The sequence below is a fragment of the Pseudomonas fluorescens genome (genome assembly GCF_001902145.1).
Lineage (GTDB): Bacteria > Pseudomonadota > Gammaproteobacteria > Pseudomonadales > Pseudomonadaceae > Aquipseudomonas > Aquipseudomonas fluorescens_BV.
In genome coordinates, this window is record NZ_MRST01000024.1 from 568,194 (window position 1) to 584,027 (window position 15,834).

At 63.0% G+C, this 15,834-nt stretch carries 13 protein-coding genes; 5 read left to right on the plus strand and 8 right to left on the minus strand.

What is annotated here, in order from left to right; genetic code table 11:
- Positions 1 to 8 precede the first annotated feature (8 nt).
- From cobG to BUE92_RS16475, 5 genes are all read left to right on the plus strand, one after another.
- Positions 9 to 1,355 (plus strand): precorrin-3B synthase, encoded by a 1,347-nt coding sequence (gene cobG / locus BUE92_RS16455; protein ID WP_073524967.1) that lies wholly within the window; start codon positions 9 to 11, stop codon positions 1,353 to 1,355.
- A complete protein-coding gene (locus tag BUE92_RS16460; protein WP_073524968.1) occupies positions 1,348 to 1,974 on the plus strand; it encodes a precorrin-8X methylmutase in 627 nt (208 codons plus the stop codon). Before cobG ends, BUE92_RS16460 begins: the two co-directional genes overlap by 8 nt.
- Positions 1,974 to 2,705: a precorrin-2 C(20)-methyltransferase gene (locus BUE92_RS16465; RefSeq protein WP_073524969.1), complete on the plus strand. Its 732-nt coding sequence runs from the start codon at positions 1,974 to 1,976 to the stop codon at positions 2,703 to 2,705. The genes BUE92_RS16460 and BUE92_RS16465 overlap by 1 nt, the downstream gene beginning before the upstream one ends.
- Positions 2,705 to 4,342 carry a precorrin-3B C(17)-methyltransferase gene (gene cobJ / locus BUE92_RS16470; RefSeq protein ID WP_073524970.1) on the plus strand — a complete coding sequence of 546 codons (1,638 nt, stop codon included), beginning with the start codon at positions 2,705 to 2,707 and terminating at the stop codon, positions 4,340 to 4,342. Before BUE92_RS16465 ends, cobJ begins: the two co-directional genes overlap by 1 nt.
- Before the next feature lie 237 nt (positions 4,343 to 4,579).
- On the plus strand, positions 4,580 to 5,359 hold the full coding sequence (locus BUE92_RS16475) for a hypothetical protein (RefSeq protein WP_073524971.1): 780 nt from the start codon (positions 4,580 to 4,582) through the stop codon (positions 5,357 to 5,359).
- On the opposite strand, the gene BUE92_RS16480 is transcribed toward BUE92_RS16475, so the two are convergent.
- From BUE92_RS16480 to prmA, 8 genes are all read right to left on the minus strand, one after another.
- Entirely contained in the window at positions 5,356 to 5,952 is a 597-nt protein-coding gene (locus BUE92_RS16480) for a MarC family protein (protein ID WP_003171467.1), read from the minus strand. The two genes, BUE92_RS16475 and BUE92_RS16480, sit on opposite strands and share 4 nt — an antisense overlap.
- Before the next feature lie 164 nt (positions 5,953 to 6,116).
- Positions 6,117 to 8,888, minus strand: coding sequence for a hybrid sensor histidine kinase/response regulator (locus BUE92_RS16485; protein ID WP_073524972.1), 2,772 nt, complete (start codon positions 8,886 to 8,888; stop codon positions 6,117 to 6,119).
- Positions 8,889 to 9,004: 116 nt separating this feature from the next.
- Positions 9,005 to 10,297 (minus strand): phosphoribosylamine--glycine ligase, encoded by a 1,293-nt coding sequence (purD, locus tag BUE92_RS16490; protein WP_073524975.1) that lies wholly within the window; start codon positions 10,295 to 10,297, stop codon positions 9,005 to 9,007.
- A gap of 150 nt (positions 10,298 to 10,447) precedes the next feature.
- Positions 10,448 to 12,055 (minus strand): bifunctional phosphoribosylaminoimidazolecarboxamide formyltransferase/IMP cyclohydrolase, encoded by a 1,608-nt coding sequence (gene purH, locus BUE92_RS16495; RefSeq protein WP_034126415.1) that lies wholly within the window; start codon positions 12,053 to 12,055, stop codon positions 10,448 to 10,450.
- 82 nt (positions 12,056 to 12,137) lie between these two features.
- Positions 12,138 to 12,458, minus strand: coding sequence for a DNA-binding transcriptional regulator Fis (fis, locus tag BUE92_RS16500; RefSeq protein ID WP_002555375.1), 321 nt, complete (start codon positions 12,456 to 12,458; stop codon positions 12,138 to 12,140).
- Positions 12,455 to 13,468, minus strand: a complete 1,014-nt coding sequence (dusB, locus tag BUE92_RS16505) for a tRNA dihydrouridine synthase DusB (RefSeq protein WP_034126416.1) — start codon at positions 13,466 to 13,468, stop codon at positions 12,455 to 12,457. The genes fis and dusB overlap by 4 nt, the downstream gene beginning before the upstream one ends.
- A gap of 185 nt (positions 13,469 to 13,653) precedes the next feature.
- A complete protein-coding gene (locus tag BUE92_RS16510) occupies positions 13,654 to 14,901 on the minus strand; it encodes a DUF3426 domain-containing protein (protein WP_073524978.1) in 1,248 nt (415 codons plus the stop codon).
- Positions 14,902 to 14,931: 30 nt separating this feature from the next.
- Positions 14,932 to 15,810 (minus strand): 50S ribosomal protein L11 methyltransferase, encoded by an 879-nt coding sequence (prmA, locus tag BUE92_RS16515; protein WP_034134793.1) that lies wholly within the window; start codon positions 15,808 to 15,810, stop codon positions 14,932 to 14,934.
- Between the last annotated feature and the right edge of the window lie 24 nt (positions 15,811 to 15,834).

Here is a 15,834-nt window from a genome sequence, read left to right on the forward strand (position 1 = left end):
GGCTTTTCATGCCGCCGGACAAAGCAGGCATAATACCGCGCCTTTACCCGTCAACCGGTAGCCCCGTGAACCCAACGCCCGCTGTGAATACCTTGCGCCCCTCGGCTTGTCCGGGGTTGCTGCGTATTGTCCAGGCGTTGGACGGCGGCATTTGCCGGATCAAATTGGCAGGCGGCGTGATCACCGCCGCCCAGGCCCATGCTGTGGCGGACGCGGCCCAGACGTACGCGGGTGGGGTGATCGAGGCGACCAACCGCGCCAACCTGCAGATCCGCGGCATCGGCGCCGAGCAGGAGGCGTTGATCGCCCGGCTGCTGGCGGCGGGCCTGGGGCCCAGCAACGCGGGCGGTGACGACGTGCGCAACCTGATGCTCAGCCCCAGCGCCGGCATCGACCCGCAGATGCTGTTCGACACCTGCCCGCTGGCCGCGCAGATCCTCGCCACCCTGGAGAACCGTCCGCGTTTCCATGAACTGTCGGCCAAGTTCGCGGTGCAACTCGATGGTGGCGAGGACCTGGCGATGCTCGAACATCACCACGACCTGTGGTTGTCGGCCTTCGTACGCCATGGCGAAACCCTGTTCGCGTTTGGCCTGGCCGGCTGTCCGGGCCTGGATGCGCCCCTGGCCGCCGTGCCATTGGGCCAAGGCCTTGAGTTGGTAGTGGCTGTGCTGGAAGCCTTTCTGGACCTCGCCACCCCAGAGCAAACGCGCATGCGCCATTTGCCTGTGGATAACGTGCTGGGCCATTTGCGCTTGCCGTTGCTGCCAGTCGACGGCTTCACACGCCCGGCCAGCGACGCGTCGCTAAAGGTGGGCACTTATCCACAAGTGCAAAAGAATCAGTTCTACGTCGCCGCCCTCGCGCCCCTGGGCCGCCTGGACCCGAAGATGCTCAAGGGCGCCGCACAACTGGCCAGTGACTATGGGGACGGCACCTTGCGCTTCACCCCCTGGCAGGGCGTGCTGGTGCCCAACGTCGAAAAGCCTCACGCCGTGACCGAGCGCCTGGCGCAACTGGGCTTTATCTGCTCGCTCGACCACCCGCTGGCGCGCATGGTTGCCTGCACCGGTTCCAGCGGCTGCGCAAAAGGCCTGGCCGACACCAAGGCCGACGCTGTGCAACTGGCCGCTCTGCAACCGGGCGTCGAGGTGCATCTGTCCGGCTGCCCGCGCTCCTGCGCTGCCGCGCACACCGCGCCCGTCACCATGTTGGCGGTAAGCCCCGGCCACTACGACCTCTATTTTCGCGATGCAGCCCAGCCTGGTTTTGGCCGGCTGCACGCGCGCACCCTTTCCATTGAAGCGGCGGGCGCCCTGTTGCGCGCTCGTCCACGGAGCAACACCGATGATTGATTACATCCGCGACGGTCAGGAGATCTATCGCAACTCCTTTGCCATTATTCGCGCGGAAGCCAACCTGGACCGCATCCCGGCTGATCTGGAAAAACTCGCGGTGCGGGTGATTCATGCGTGCGGCATGGTCGAGGCCATCGACGGCCTGCAATTCTCCGAAGGTGCTGGCAAGGCCGGGCGTGACGCGTTGGCCGCTGGCGCGCCGATTCTGTGCGATGCGCGGATGGTGTCCGAAGGCGTGACCCGCGCACGCCTGCCAGCCAATAACCAGGTGATCTGCACCTTGCGCGACGACAGCGTGCCGGAGCTGGCGCGGGAGCTGGGCAATACCCGTTCCGCCGCCGCCCTTGAACTGTGGCGCCCGCACCTGGAGGGCAGTGTGGTGGTGATCGGCAACGCGCCGACCGCGTTGTTCTATCTGTTGGAAATGCTCGACGCCGGCGCGCCGAAACCGGCGTTGATCCTGGGTTTTCCCGTGGGCTTCGTCGGTGCCGCCGAATCCAAGGCGATGCTGGCGGCAGATAGCCGTGGCGTCCCGTTCGTGATCATGCAGGGGCGCTTGGGCGGCAGTGCCATGGCCGCCGCGGCAGTCAATGCGCTCGCCACGGAGGTCGAATAATGCAGGCACGCGGACGTTTGATCGGCCTGGGGGTAGGCCCCGGCGACCCGGAACTGATCACCCTCAAGGCCTTGCGCCTGCTGCGTGAATCGCCGGTGGTGGCGTACTTCGTGGCCAAGGGCAAGAAGGGCAACGCCTTCGGCATCATCGAAGACCACCTGGTGCCGCAACAGACCCTGATGCCGCTGGTGTACCCGGTGACCACCGAAGTGCTGCCGGCGCCGCTGTCCTACGAGCAGGTGATCAGCGACTTCTACGACAATGCCAGCCTCGACGTGGCCGCTCACCTGGACGCGGGCCGCGACGTGGCGGTGATCTGCGAAGGTGACCCGTTCTTCTACGGCTCCTACATGTACCTGCATGACCGCCTGGCCGAGCGCTACGAGGCCCAGGTGATTCCAGGCGTGTGCTCGATGCTCGGTGGCGCCTCGGTACTCGGCGCGCCGTTGGTGTATCGCAACCAGAGTTTGTCGGTGCTCTCGGGCGTATTGCCCCATGAGGACCTCAAGCGCCGCCTGGCGGATGCCGATGCCGCAGTGATCATGAAGCTGGGGCGCAACTTCCCGAAGGTGCGCCAGGTGCTGGAAGAGCTGGGCCTGGCCGAGCGTGCGTTGTATGTGGAGCGCGCGACCATGGCCAACCAGAAGATCGTGCCGCTGGATCAGGTGGAGCCGATGTCGTCGCCGTATTTCTCACTGATCATCGTGCCCGGTGAAAGGTGGCAAGGTTGATGACCCCGGCGATTGTAATTCTGGGCCAGGGCAGTTTGGCCACGGCACGCAAGATCCAGCAGGTTTACCCCGGCGCGTTGATCCACGGGCTGGCCGCTCGGGTTGAGGGCGCAGACCGCACCTACAGCGAGTTCGGCGCGACCTTGCGTCAGTTCTATCAGCAGGGCACACCACTGATTGCCCTGTGCGCCGCGGGCATTGTGATTCGCACCCTGGCGCCGTTGCTGCTGGAAAAGGGCGAGGAGCCCGCCGTGCTGGCCGTGGCCGAAGACGGCAGCGCCGTGGTGCCGTTGCTCGGTGGCCTGGGCGGTGTGAATGTGATGGCGCGGGATATCGCCGCGGCACTGGACGTATCCGCGGCAATCACCACCAGCGGCGAGTTGCGTTTTGGCACCTGCCTGCTCAACCCGCCGGCGGGCTATCGACTGGCCGACATTGAGTTGGGCAAACGCTTTGTCTCTGACCTTCTGGCCGGCGAAAGCGTGCGCATCGAAGGGGCGGCGCCATGGCTGGAGGACGCTAATCTGCCGCAGGATCAACAGGCGCGCCTGGCAATTCATGTGGGCAGTGCCGAGCGTACACCGGCAGCCAATGAACTGCTGATTTACCCGCAGAACGTCTACGTCACCTGCCGGCCGGGTGCGCAGTTGGCCGAGCGTGTGCGCACGGCGTTGCAGGAGGCGGGCGTGGCCGTGCAATCCCTGGCCTGCCTGCTGGCCAGCGACCTGCAGATGGCTGACGCGTCCTTGCATGAAGCCGCGTCGGCCTTGGGTGTACCGCTGCGCTTTGCCGCGCTGAGTCCCGTTGCGGACATCAGTATTACCGTGGCCGAGCGGCCCTTGGACCTGTCACAGGTTGGGCGCCCGCGTGGGCGTCTGGCGGTGATCGGCCTGGGCCCCGGTGCCGCTGAACTGATGGTGCCGGCGGTGAAGGCGGAACTGGCGCGTTGCACCGATGTGCTGGGGTATGAAACCTATGTGCGCATGGCCGGGCCGTTCCGGGACGATCAAGTGCAACACTGCACCGACAACCGCGAAGAAATGCAGCGCGCCCGCCACGCCTTCGAGCTAGCCGCGCAAGGCCGCTCGGTGGTGGTGGTGTCCTCTGGTGACCCGGGTGTATTCGCCATGGCCGCGGCGGTGATCGAGGCGCTGCACGAGTCCAGCGAGCCGGCCTGGCATCAGGTCGACCTGGAAATCCTGCCGGGGGTTTCCGCTTCGCTGGCCACCGCCGCCCAGGCGGGCGCGCCGCTGGGGCATGACTTCTGTGTGATGTCGCTGTCGGATAATCTCAAGCCCTGGTCGATCATCGAAAAACGCCTGGACCTGGCTTCCCAGGCCGACCTGGCCTTGGCGTTCTACAACCCGATCTCCAGGTCGCGGCCTTGGCAACTGGGACGCGCCCTGGAGATCGTCGCGCTGCATCGCACGCCGCAGACGCCGGTGGTGCTGGGCCGTGACATCGGTCGTCCAGGCCAGACGCTGCGCGTCACTACCTTGGGGCAACTGACGCCCGAGCAGGTGGACATGCGCACCATGGTGCTGATCGGTTCATCCACCACCTGTGTGTTCCCGCGCGCGGGTGGCGGCGAGTGGGTGTACACACCACGTTGGTATGGTGATAAACCCAATTCCTGAAAACAGCCCCGTTGGCTGCCGGAAAGCTCCGAATAGCCCAGGGATTCCCCTGGCGTTGTTCGGGGCTTTTTCTTTTTTATGCGATGAAAACCAGAAGCCTGCCGCCCGCGCCTTGTCATTGCTGGGTGCTGGTTTTGGGCGGGGCAGTCCAAGGGATGTTTATCGCATGGAAACCCCGCTGCTCCCTGGACTAGGGTGGAAGCAAGCCCCATGTGGGGTGCTTGTGGAGAACAGAAAATGGAGCGACGTCACAGAAGGATCAACAGTAAAAAAAGGCGCAAGTTGATTGCCGCCTACAAATTGCCGGGCGCCCCTGCACGGCAGGCCGCTTGCGCGCTGGATCGCGACGATGATTGCAATGCGGCCGTGGTCAACAACGGGGTGATTTCATTTGCCGAAGGCTTGTCGGCGTTGAACCGCGAATACGTACGCAAAAGCTATCTGCTGGCCAGCAGTTATGTGAGCGATGTGCTGAACGTCCAGCGGGGCAGCGAGGCGTGGTACGAGGAATTTATCAAGGTGATGGTCAGCCTGGGGTGGCTGCCGCTGCGCAGCCGCTTTGAGCGGGTCTCGCGTGCGGGCAAGGGCCTGACGGTGCAACTGGCGGCGCTGAATATCATCGCCTCGATGCTGACGTCGACGGCGCTGTTCGGGCCACTGCTTAGCGCCTTGCCAAAGCTGGCCGCCGATGCGCTGGACGCATTGAAGCGTCAGCCAGCGTCTTTCGAGCTGTTCAAGCGCAATTGCGCGGTGCGTGAGGGCGGCGATTTCGGCCTGGCCTCCTGCGCTGAAACAGACGGCGAGTTGATCATGGTGCTGGTGACCTACAGCACCCATGGTGTGGATAAACAGGTGGGCCTGCCCTTCCTGGAGTGGGACAGTTCCTCGTTCGAGGCCTTCAGCGGGCAGACTTGCCTGGTGCTCAATACCTCGATGGTCAACGAGAAAACCATCCAGCTGATGCGCGAAAGCGCCGGTGACAAAGTGGAAATGGCTATCGCCAAATACCGGATCTAGGGCACCAGGTAGCCGCGTACCCCGGTAAAAATGATTTGCGCGGCCAGGGCGCAGACGAACAGGCCCATCAACCGGCTGACAATCTGCAAGCCCTGGTCGCCGAGAATGCGTTCGATACGGTTGGACAGGTACAGCACCACGCCCACCGTCAGGCTGGCCAGGGCAATACTGAGGATGGCGGTAAGCTTGTCGTCCCAGTGCGGTTGGCTGACGCCCATCACCAGCAAGGCGCCGATGGTGCCGGGGCCGACGGTGAGGGGAATGGTCAGCGGCACGATGGTCACGTCCTGCTGCACGTTGTCGGTCTGCACCGCCGACTTGCCCTGGGCCATGCCCAGGGCGGAGATAAACAACACGCTGCCGGCGCCGATACGGAACGCGTCGACGGTAATGCCGAACACACTGAAAATCACCCGGCCAAACAGGTAGAGCAGCACGCTCGATACCAGGGTGGCCAGTGCAACTTTCCACGCCAGGCGCCGACGCTCCTTGCTGGAGTAGCCACGGGTCAGGCTGATAAAGCAGGACAGCACGAAGAACGGGCTATAGAGCACCAGCATCTTCAGGTAAACGCTGAATAACACATGGAGCATGGGGGCGGCTCGCGGGCGGGGTAGGTGCAGGCAGTCTATCAGGCGATAGAGATCAAATGTGGGAGCGGGCTTGCTCGCGAATGCGGTGTGTCAGTCAATGCATCTTTAACTGATCCAGCGCATTCGCGAGCAAGCCCGCTCCCACATTCAGAGTGTATTTCAGGTCAGGATGAGGCGTGTTCCGGGCGCTGTTGGCGCTGCGCCACCCAGTAGTCCACCAGCTCGCGCAACTGCGACAGTTCCACCGGCTTGGCCATATGCCCGTCCATGCCTGCCTGGCGTGCGCGTTCTTTGTGTTCCGACAGGATATGCGCGGTGAGCGCCACCACCGGTGTGCGCACGCGTTGATGGCTGACTTCCCACGCCCGCAGTTGCTGCGTGGCGGAGAAACCATCGAGGATCGGCATTTCGCAGTCCATCAATACCAGGTCATAGCGCTGGGCTTTCATCGCTTGCAGCGCTTCTTCGCCGTTGCTGGCGGTGTCCGGGTCGAGATTGAGCTTGCCGAGCATGCCGCGAATCACTTTGGTGGAGATGCTGTTGTCTTCGGCTACCAGGATGCGGAAATCGCTGGGCACGGTGATGGCTGCCGGTGCGCTGGTGGCCGGGCGTGCCACGGGTGCGCCTTTGCTGCGCTGGGCCAGTTCATCGGCCAGGGTGGTCTTGAGAGTGTAGCCAGCCACCGGTTTGGCGAGGATGCGCTTGATCCCGCAGTTGCGCGCGATGATCTTGCTCGGCGCGTTACTGATGCCGGTGAGCATGATCAGCAGGATGTCGTGGTTCAGGCTCGGATCTTCCTTGATCTTCGCCGCCAGTTGCATGCCGGTCATGCCGGGCATGTTCTGGTCCAGCAGCACCACGTCGAAATAATCACGCAGGTGCGCCTTGGTGCGCAGTAGCGCCAGGGCCTCCTTGCCCGAAGGCACGGCGCTGACGTTCAGGCCCCAGGCCGTACATTGCTGCACCAGCACTTTGCGGCAGGTGTCGTTGTCGTCCACCACCAGCACGCGGGCGTCCTTGAGCGGGCCGTCGAGGTCGCTGGTCGGGTGTTCCAGGCGTTCCGGGTCCAGCGGCAGGGTCAGCCACAGGGTACTGCCCTGGTGGCTCCCACTCTTGACGCCGAACTCGCCGTTCATCAACAGGATCAGTTGGCGGGCGATGACCAGGCCCAGGTGGCCGCTCAAGCGCGTCGCCGAAAGGAAGTTCTTGTTGTGCAGTTCGCTGTGCAGCAGGGCGTCGCGTTCGGCAGCTTCCATGGGCACGCCGCTGTCTTGCACGGCAATGCGCAGGCGTGGCTTGGTGCTGCGCTCATCCAGGGCGACAACGATCAGCACTTCGCCTTCATCGGTTTTGTGCAGGGCGTTTTCCAAAAGGCTCAGCAGCGCCTGGCGCAGCCGCGTCGGATCACCGCTGATCACCCGCGGCACCTGAGGCTGGATAAAGCTGATCAGCTCGACATTCTGTTGCTCGGCCTTGGCGCGGAAGATGCTCAGGCAGTCGTCGATCAATGCGTTGAGATCGAACTGCACATCATCGAGTTCGATCTGGCCGGATTCGAGCTTGGAAATGTCGAGAATCTCGTTGATCAGGGTGAGCAACTCGTTACCGGCGCTGTGGATGGTCTGCACATAGTCGCGTTGCTTCACCGACAATGGTGTGCCCAGCAGCAACTCGGTCATACCCAGCACACCGTTCATGGGCGTGCGGATTTCGTGGCTGATCTTCGCCAGGAACTCGGCCTTGGCGGCGATTTCGGCGTTGCTGGCCGCCAGGTCGCGGCTCAGGCTGAAGCGGGTTTCGACAATGGCGCGCTGGCGCTCGCCAAGGGCCAGGCTCATCAGCAGGCCGCTGAGGCAGATAAAGCTCAAGAGGGTGACGATCAGGCCCTGTGGCGCCACCAGGGTGAGGCCGAGCAGTGCGGGCAGGATGATCAGCGTGCCGATGTTGAACACCACCATGGCCACCACGAACAAGCGCGCCGGGCGGTAGCCTTTTTGCCAGTGATAGGCTGAGACGAACAGCATGCTCAGGCCCGCCAGCGCGACCAGGGCATAGGTGATGATGTTCAGCGGCAAGGTATTGACGAACAACAACAGCAAGCCGCACAGGACGATCAGCAGGATGTCGGCCATCAACACTTTGTTCAGCGGATGCGGGCCCAGGGGCATGAAGAAGCGGTAGGCGAACATCAGCCCGCAGGGTGCGGTCAGCAGCAGGGCCAGGTAGGCGCCAGGGGCCTGGATCGCGTGCCAGTTCGGCAGCCATGGCCCCACCAGGTTGAGCAGTAGCGCCAGGCTGAGCATCAACAGCAATTCGCAGGCGGCCAGCCACAGGCTGCTGCGCGAGCGGTGGTAGGCGAAGCGCGTGAGGTTATGCAGGATCAGCATCGACAGCACGCCGAACAGCAGGCCGTAGATCAGCGTCTGGTTCTGGTCGGCGGCGGCCAGCACCGCTGGTTCCAGGGTGATGTAAGGCCGCAGTTCGTGTTCCGAGACCAGGCGCAGGTACACCTCCAGTGGCCGTTGGCTCTGAGGTATCGGCAGCATGAAGTCACTGCTCGGCAAAGGGCGCTCAGCCTGGGGCTGGCGTGTGCCGGTGGTTTGTTGCTCCACCAGAGTGTCGCCGTCCAGCACGTACAGGCTCAGGCTGGACAGGTCCGGGGCGAACACCCGCAGCACTTGTTCGTGCTTGCCGGGCTGCAGCCTGAAACGCACCCACAGCGCACCGTCCGGCTGCGCGGCAGTGATCCGGTCCAGTTCGATGGGGCTGAATTGATTGGTATAGCGGGCGGAACGGATGTCGCTCAGTTGCAGGTCGGCCTGTTCATCAAGCAATACCGCCCAGCCACTGCCTTGCGCGGCGGCCTGGGCCGGTAGCAAGCAGAGCAGGGTCAGCAGACTGATTGTGAAACCTATGGCGATCCTGAGCCAGCGCACGGCGAAATCCCTTCGGTAGGTGGATGCACGGGTTAACTATGCGCGGGGCGACAGGGTACGGCAAGGGCCAAAGGCCCTTACCTAACCGAACGGATAGCTACTGCAAGTGTAGCTGCTCAGTTGTTCTCACCGCGTTCGCGGGCAATGGCACGGTAGCCAATGTCGGTGCGGTAGAAGCAGCCCTTCCAGTCGATTTTCGCCGCCAGTTTGTACGCCTGCTGTTGCGCGGCATCGACACTGGCACCCATCGCGGTGGCGCACAGCACGCGGCCGCCGGCGGTTACAACATTGCCGTCCTTGAGCGCGGTGCCTGCATGGAACACCTTGCCTTCCAGCGCAGCGGCCGCGTCGAGGCCTTCGATCATATCGCCCTTGGCGTAGTCGGCAGGGTAGCCACCGGCCGCCATTACGATGCCGACGCTCGGGCGTGGGTCCCACTGCGCTTCGACCTTGTCCAGGGCCTGGGCGAGGGCGGCTTCCACCAGCAGCACCAGGCTCGACTGCAGGCGCAGCATCACCGGTTGGGTTTCCGGATCGCCGAAGCGGCAGTTGAACTCGATGACTTTCGGGTTACCGGCTTTGTCGATCATCAGGCCGGCGTAGAGGAAGCCGGTGTACAGGTTGCCTTCATCCGCCATGCCGCGCACGGTTGGCCAGATCACCAGGTCCATGACGCGCTGGTGCACGTCGGCGGTTACAACGGGCGCCGGGGAGTAGGCGCCCATGCCGCCGGTGTTCGGGCCGCTGTCGCCGTTGCCGACGCGCTTGTGGTCCTGGCTGGTGGCCATCGGCAATACGTTCTTGCCGTCGACCATCACGATAAAGCTGGCTTCCTCGCCGTCGAGGAACTCCTCGATGACTACGCGCGAGCCGGCGTCACCAAAGGCATTGCCGGCGAGCATGTCGCGCACGGCGTCTTCGGCTTCCTGCAGGGTCATGGCGACGATCACGCCTTTACCGGCAGCCAGGCCATCGGCCTTGATCACGATCGGTGCGCCTTTCTCACGCAGGTAAGCCAGGGCCGGTTCGATCTCGGTGAAGTTCTGGTAGTCGGCCGTCGGGATCTTGTGGCGAGCCAGGAAGTCCTTGGTAAAGGCTTTCGAACCTTCCAGCTGGGCGGCGCCAGCGGTAGGGCCGAAGCAATCCAGGCCACGGCTGCGGAACAGATCGACGACGCCTGCTACCAGTGGCACTTCCGGGCCGACGATGGTCAGGGAAACATTCTTCTCGGCAAAATCTGCCAACTGCTCCAGGGCCAGCACGTCGATGGCGACGTTTTCGCACTTGGCTTCAATGGCGGTACCGGCGTTGCCGGGGGCGACGAAGACTTTCTGCACGCGTGGGTCCTGGGCAACTTTCCAGGCCAGGGCGTGTTCACGGCCACCGCTGCCAATGATCAAAACATTCATTTCAAAAACCTCTGAGAAACGCTGTGCTTCTCTGTAGGAGCGAGCTTGCTCGCGAAGGTCGACAACGATGACGAGGGGAACCTGACACCCCGTGGCGTTTTTGAGTTCTTCGCGAGCAAGCTCGCTCCTGCAGTAGGGAAGCGGTGCTGTTTAGTGGCGGAAGTGGCGCATGCCGGTGAAGACCATCGCAATGCCAGCTTCATCAGCGGCGGCGATAACCTCCGCGTCACGCATCGAACCACCCGGTTGGATCACGGCGGTCACGCCTGCTTTCGCGGCATTGTCCAGGCCGTCACGGAACGGGAAGAACGCATCGGAAGCCATCACCGAACCCACCACCTGCAAACCGGCATGCTCAGCCTTGATCGCGGCGATACGTGCCGAGTTCACGCGGCTCATCTGGCCAGCGCCGACACCGATGGTCTGGCGGTTCTTGGCGTAGACGATGGCGTTGGACTTGACGTATTTGGCCACTTTCCAGGCGAAGATCAGGTCGTTGATCTCTTGCTCGGTCGGCGCGCGCTTGGTCACGACTTTCAGGTCGTCGCTGCCGATCATGCCGATGTCGCGGCTCTGTACCAGCAGGCCGCCATTGACGCGCTTGTAGTCCCAGGCAGCAGCGCGGTCTGCCGACCACTCGCCACAGGCCAGCAGACGCACGTTGGCTTTGGCGGCGACGATGGCGCGGGCTTCTTCGCTGACGCTTGGAGCGATGATCACTTCGACGAACTGACGCTCGACGATGGCCTTGGCGGTCTCGGCATCCAGTTCGCGGTTGAAGGCAATGATGCCGCCGAATGCGGATTCGGTGTCGGTGGCGTAGGCCAGTTCGTAAGCCTGGCGAATACCGCCTTCAGCGTCCGGGCTGACGGCCACGCCGCACGGGTTGGCGTGCTTGACGATCACACAGGCCGGCTTGACGAAGCTCTTCACACATTCCAGCGCAGCGTCTGTATCGGCCACGTTGTTGTAGGAGAGTTCTTTACCTTGCAACTGAGTGGCGGTGGCGATGCCCACTTCGGCCGGCTTGGCTTCCACATAGAACGCCGCGCTCTGGTGCGGGTTCTCGCCGTAGCGCATCTCCTGGGCCTTGATGAACTGGCTGTTGAAGGTGCGCGGGAACTGGCTGCGGCCCTCTGTGCTCAGGGTGTCAGCCGCCTGGTTCACGGTGCCCATGTAGTTGGCGATCATGCCGTCATAGGCGGCGGTGTGTTCGAACGCCTTGAGCATCAGGTCGAAGCGCTGGGCGTAGGTCAGGCCACCGGCCTTGAGGTTTTCCAGGACGTTGGCGTAGTCGCTGGCATTGACCACGATGGCCACGTCTTTATGGTTCTTGGCTGCCGAGCGCACCATGGTCGGGCCGCCGATATCGATGTTTTCGATGGCGGTCGGCAGGTCGCAACCTGGCTTGTTGATGGTGGCTTCGAACGGGTAGAGGTTAACGGCCACCAGGTCGATGGGCTTGATGCCGTGCTCGGTCATGATGGCGTCGTCGATGCCGCGACGGCCAAGGATGCCGCCGTGGATTTTCGGGTGCAGGGTCTTGACGCGACCGTCCATCATTTCTGCGAAACCGGTGTAGTCCGCGACTTCTACTGCGGCCACGCCGTTGTCCTGCAGCAGCTTGAAGGTCCCGCCCGTGGAGAGGATTTCCACACCCAGGGCTTCCAGCTCCCGGGCAAATTCGAGGATCCCGGTCTTGTCGGAAACACTGATCAAGGCACGGCGGATCGGCAGGCGGGTGGTCTGGTCGGTCATCTCAATTTCCATCAAAAGCAAAGGAAGTCAGCAAAAAAGGCGACCGGTTTTACGCGGGCGCCTTTCTGGTTTGATTGAATGCTTACAGCAAATCGTACTGCTTGAGCTTTTTGCGCAAGGTGCCACGGTTGAGGCCCAGCAGCTCACTGGCTTTGGTCTGGTTGCCCTTGACGTAGTTCATCACGCTTTCGAGCAAGGGCGCCTCGACTTCGGAGAGCACCAGGTTGTACACGTCCGTGACGGAAGCGCCCTCAAGGTGGGCGAAATAATTGTGCAGCGCCTTCTCGACACTCCCGCGAAGGGTCTGGCCTTCTTCGCTGGGCGTGTTGAGGTGCTGTTTCAAATTGACGTTGTCGCTCACGGGTGTTGTTCCACTCACTAAAGTCTCGGTCATCATCGTCATGCGGCCACCCCTTCTCCATCCCCTGTTCCCAGGCTCTTGTCGCGTCCGGCGAAGAACTCACGAACGGTGGCGACCTGTGCCTGCGTTTCATCCAAACGATTGAACTGAGCGCGGAATTCCTTGGCGCCCGGCAAGGTGGCGAGATACCAGCCGACATGCTTGCGAGCAATGCGTACTCCCATCACGTCCCCATAGAAGGCGTGCAGGGCGGCCAGATGCTCAAGCAGAATACGTTCCACCTCGACCAACTCTGGTGCCGGCAAGACTTCACCGGTACGCAGGAAATGCTCGATTTCACGAAAAATCCACGGCCGCCCCTGGGCGGCCCGGCCAATCAACAAGCCATCGGCACCGGTTGCGTGCAGTACGCGCCGGGCTTTCTCGGCACTGTCGATGTCGCCATTGGCAAAGACGGGCATCGACACGGCCTGCTTGATCGCGGCAATGGTGTCGTACTCGGCTTCACCGGTGTAAAGGTCGGCGCGGGTACGGCCATGCACCGCCAGCGCTGTAATTCCTGCCTGTTCAGCGATCTTCGCCACCGTCAGGCCATTCTTGTTGTCCCGGTCCCAACCGGTACGAATCTTCAGGGTCACCGGCACATCCACTGCGCCGACAACGGCCTGCAGGATCTCGGCGACCAACTGCTCATCTTTCAACAGTGCGGAGCCGGCGGCCTTGTTGCAAACCTTCTTGGCCGGGCAGCCCATGTTGATATCGATGATCTGTGCACCCAGCTCCACATTGGCCCGTGCTGCATCCGCCAGCATCTGCGCATCGCCTCCGGCGATCTGCACCGAGCGTGGCTCGGGATCACCTTCGTGGATCATGCGCATCCGCGACTTGCGGGTGTTCCACAAACTCATGTCGCTGGTAACCATTTCAGAGACTACTAGACCCGCGCCCAAACGCTTGCACAGCTGACGAAAGGGCTGGTCGGTGACACCCGCCATCGGGGCGAGGATCAAGCCGTTTTGCAATGTGTATGGGCCGATGCGTACCGCCGACATAGGACTTCCCTGTTGTGGGGCCGGATCATTAGAGTTCGAAAAAGGGTTGGCATGATACCCGCTCTCGATGACTGGTTAAAGGCTGAATTGGATAAAATCTGAACAGTTACTTTTTTATCGCCATCGGTTTGGTCGACGGCGGCCAAGTCAATAATCCGCCGTCAAACCTCGGTGGGCACGCCGTTTTACTCGGGCGAATGGAAGCTCAGGCTGTAGTTCACGGCTCTATTGCCCGGATCAAGAATGTCCAGGGAGATGTGGATCGGCGTCTGCGAGGGCATTTCGCTGACGCCGGCCAACTCGCCGCTGAGGTATTCGGCGGGCTTGAAGCGACGACTGGCAATCAGGCTGCCGTTCAAGTCCGCAAAGCGCAGCTCCAGCAGCGGAAAGGGCTGGGAGAAGGTCGCGCGGTTATAGATGATGGCATCCACCACCAGCGCCCCGGCGAATTCGGGGTGGCTGCGCACCACCAGATTGCTGCTCTTTATATGGGTAATGTCGACCCGCGATGGCACCGTGCATCCCAGTTTCGGGCACAGCGCCTGGAACCAGGGACGGTAGGCATCCTGGCGGGCCAGGTCGTCGAATTGGTAGGCGATGTACTGGCCGGCCAGGCCTGCGGCGGCGAATACTACCAAGAGTATCCAGAGCAGACGGCGACCCAAGCTTGACGGACGCTTCTGCGCATACAGGTGCAGGGGGTCGTCTTCCAGGTCCTGGAGCAACTCGTCGTGTACACCAGCCTCCGTTCGCGCACGCTTGCGGCGCGCGAACGCGCGGTCTTCGGGTTCAGGCTCATCGTGCTCGTCGCGGGTGGGTGTCAGCGGCGGGTCGAGGTCATCATCCACGGCAGTGGCGTGCAGTGCCGGTTCGTCAGCGAGGTGGTCGCTGTGGGCGGACATGGACGGTTCGGTGCGCTGTTTGGACGCAGGGGACTTGGCCGGCTCGGGCTCCTCTTCATGGGCCTGGGCGCGCTCCTCGGGGGGCTCACTGAACAGGCTGGCCGCCCACTTTTCTTCCTCGGCCTTGACCGTATCGCGGCTGGCGCTGAAGGACTCTTCCTTTTGCCGACGGTCGGCACCTGGCTGGCGACGTTCTGCCCCCAAGGCCTGGGTGTGTTGGATCTCGCGACGTTCCAGCTTGGCCAGTTCCTTGTCCAGGTTATCCAGGTCCAGCTCTTCGGCCGTCCACTGTTTCTGGCTGATGGCCCGTGGCGGCTCGGGAGGTGCTTCGCCAGTCGGCTCGGAGGTCGTCGGCGCTTCAGGTTCCGGCGCAGACGCCTGGGCGCGTTGCTCCAGCAACTGGCGAGCGGCGTTGAACACTTGCAGGCACGAGCCGCAACGCACCACGCCGCGGGCCACGCTCAATTGGGCGTGGTTGACGCGAAAGCGCGATTGGCAATGTGGGCACTGGGTGACGAAACTGTCGGTCATGCGGCCATCCGATTCAGGCAAGCGCTCATTCTAGCGCCGACGACCGCTGATGCGTACCCAGCCGTCACGGTTGGCGATCGGGTCCAGCTCGAAATCCTTGGCGTAGGCCGCAGCCACGTCTTCACCTTGCTCGGCGAGGATGCCCGACAGCGCCAGGCGCCCGCCCGGCTTGACCAGGCTCGACAGTTGCGGCGCCAGCGACACCAGTGGCCCGGCGAGGATATTGGCCACCAGTACATCGGCCTGAACCTGGGGCAGGTCCTCAGGCAGGTAGAGTGGGAATTTGCCTTCGGCAATGTTGTTGCGCCCGGCGTTATCGCGGGAGGCTTCCAGGGCCTGCACGTCGATATCGGTGCCCACGGCCTCCTTGGCGCCCAGCAGCAGGGCGGCGATCGCCAGAATCCCCGAGCCGCAGCCGAAGTCCAGTACGTTGCTGTCGGTCAGGTCCTGGCCGTCCAGCCATTCCAGGCACAGGGCGGTGGTCGGGTGGGTGCCGGTACCGAACGCCAGGCCCGGGTCCAGCAGCAGGTTGACGGCGTCTGGCTCAGGGGCGGCGTGCCAGCTTGGCACGATCCACAGGCGCTGGCCGAAACGCATGGGCTGGAAGTTATCCATCCAGCTGCGTTCCCAGTCCTGGTCTTCGATGACTTCGCTGTGATGCTCGGGCAGCGGGCCGCCGGTGAGCAGTTCCATATGGGCCAGCACGGCGGCGGCGTCGGTACCGTCTTCGAACAGGGCCAGCAAGTGGGTGTGGGACCACAGCGGCGTGGTGTTGAGTTCCGGCTCGAAAATCGGCTGGTCTTCGGCGTCCATGAAGGTCACCGACACGGCGCCCACTTCGAGGAACGCGTCTTCGTAGGTTTCGGCTTGTTCTGGGCTGATGGCGAGACGGACTTGCAGCCAAGGCATGGCGGGCACCTTTGAAAAAATGAA

What these genes read in the sequence shown, in the direction of transcription:
- cobG (WP_073524967.1), top strand. Translation starts at nt 9, where the DNA reads ATGCCGCCGGACAAAGCAGGCATAATACCGCGCCTTTACCCGTCAACC.
- BUE92_RS16460 (WP_073524968.1), top strand. Translation starts at nt 1,348, where the DNA reads ATGATTGATTACATCCGCGACGGTCAGGAGATCTATCGCAACTCCTTT.
- BUE92_RS16465 (WP_073524969.1), top strand. Translation starts at nt 1,974, where the DNA reads ATGCAGGCACGCGGACGTTTGATCGGCCTGGGGGTAGGCCCCGGCGAC.
- cobJ (WP_073524970.1), top strand. Translation starts at nt 2,705, where the DNA reads ATGACCCCGGCGATTGTAATTCTGGGCCAGGGCAGTTTGGCCACGGCA.
- BUE92_RS16475 (WP_073524971.1), top strand. Translation starts at nt 4,580, where the DNA reads ATGGAGCGACGTCACAGAAGGATCAACAGTAAAAAAAGGCGCAAGTTG.
- BUE92_RS16480 (WP_003171467.1), bottom strand. Translation starts at nt 5,952, where the DNA reads ATGCTCCATGTGTTATTCAGCGTTTACCTGAAGATGCTGGTGCTCTAT.
- purD (WP_073524975.1), bottom strand. Translation starts at nt 10,297, where the DNA reads ATGAATGTTTTGATCATTGGCAGCGGTGGCCGTGAACACGCCCTGGCC.
- purH (WP_034126415.1), bottom strand. Translation starts at nt 12,055, where the DNA reads ATGACCGACCAGACCACCCGCCTGCCGATCCGCCGTGCCTTGATCAGT.
- fis (WP_002555375.1), bottom strand. Translation starts at nt 12,458, where the DNA reads ATGACGATGATGACCGAGACTTTAGTGAGTGGAACAACACCCGTGAGC.
- dusB (WP_034126416.1), bottom strand. Translation starts at nt 13,468, where the DNA reads ATGTCGGCGGTACGCATCGGCCCATACACATTGCAAAACGGCTTGATC.
- BUE92_RS16510 (WP_073524978.1), bottom strand. Translation starts at nt 14,901, where the DNA reads ATGACCGACAGTTTCGTCACCCAGTGCCCACATTGCCAATCGCGCTTT.
- prmA (WP_034134793.1), bottom strand. Translation starts at nt 15,810, where the DNA reads ATGCCTTGGCTGCAAGTCCGTCTCGCCATCAGCCCAGAACAAGCCGAA.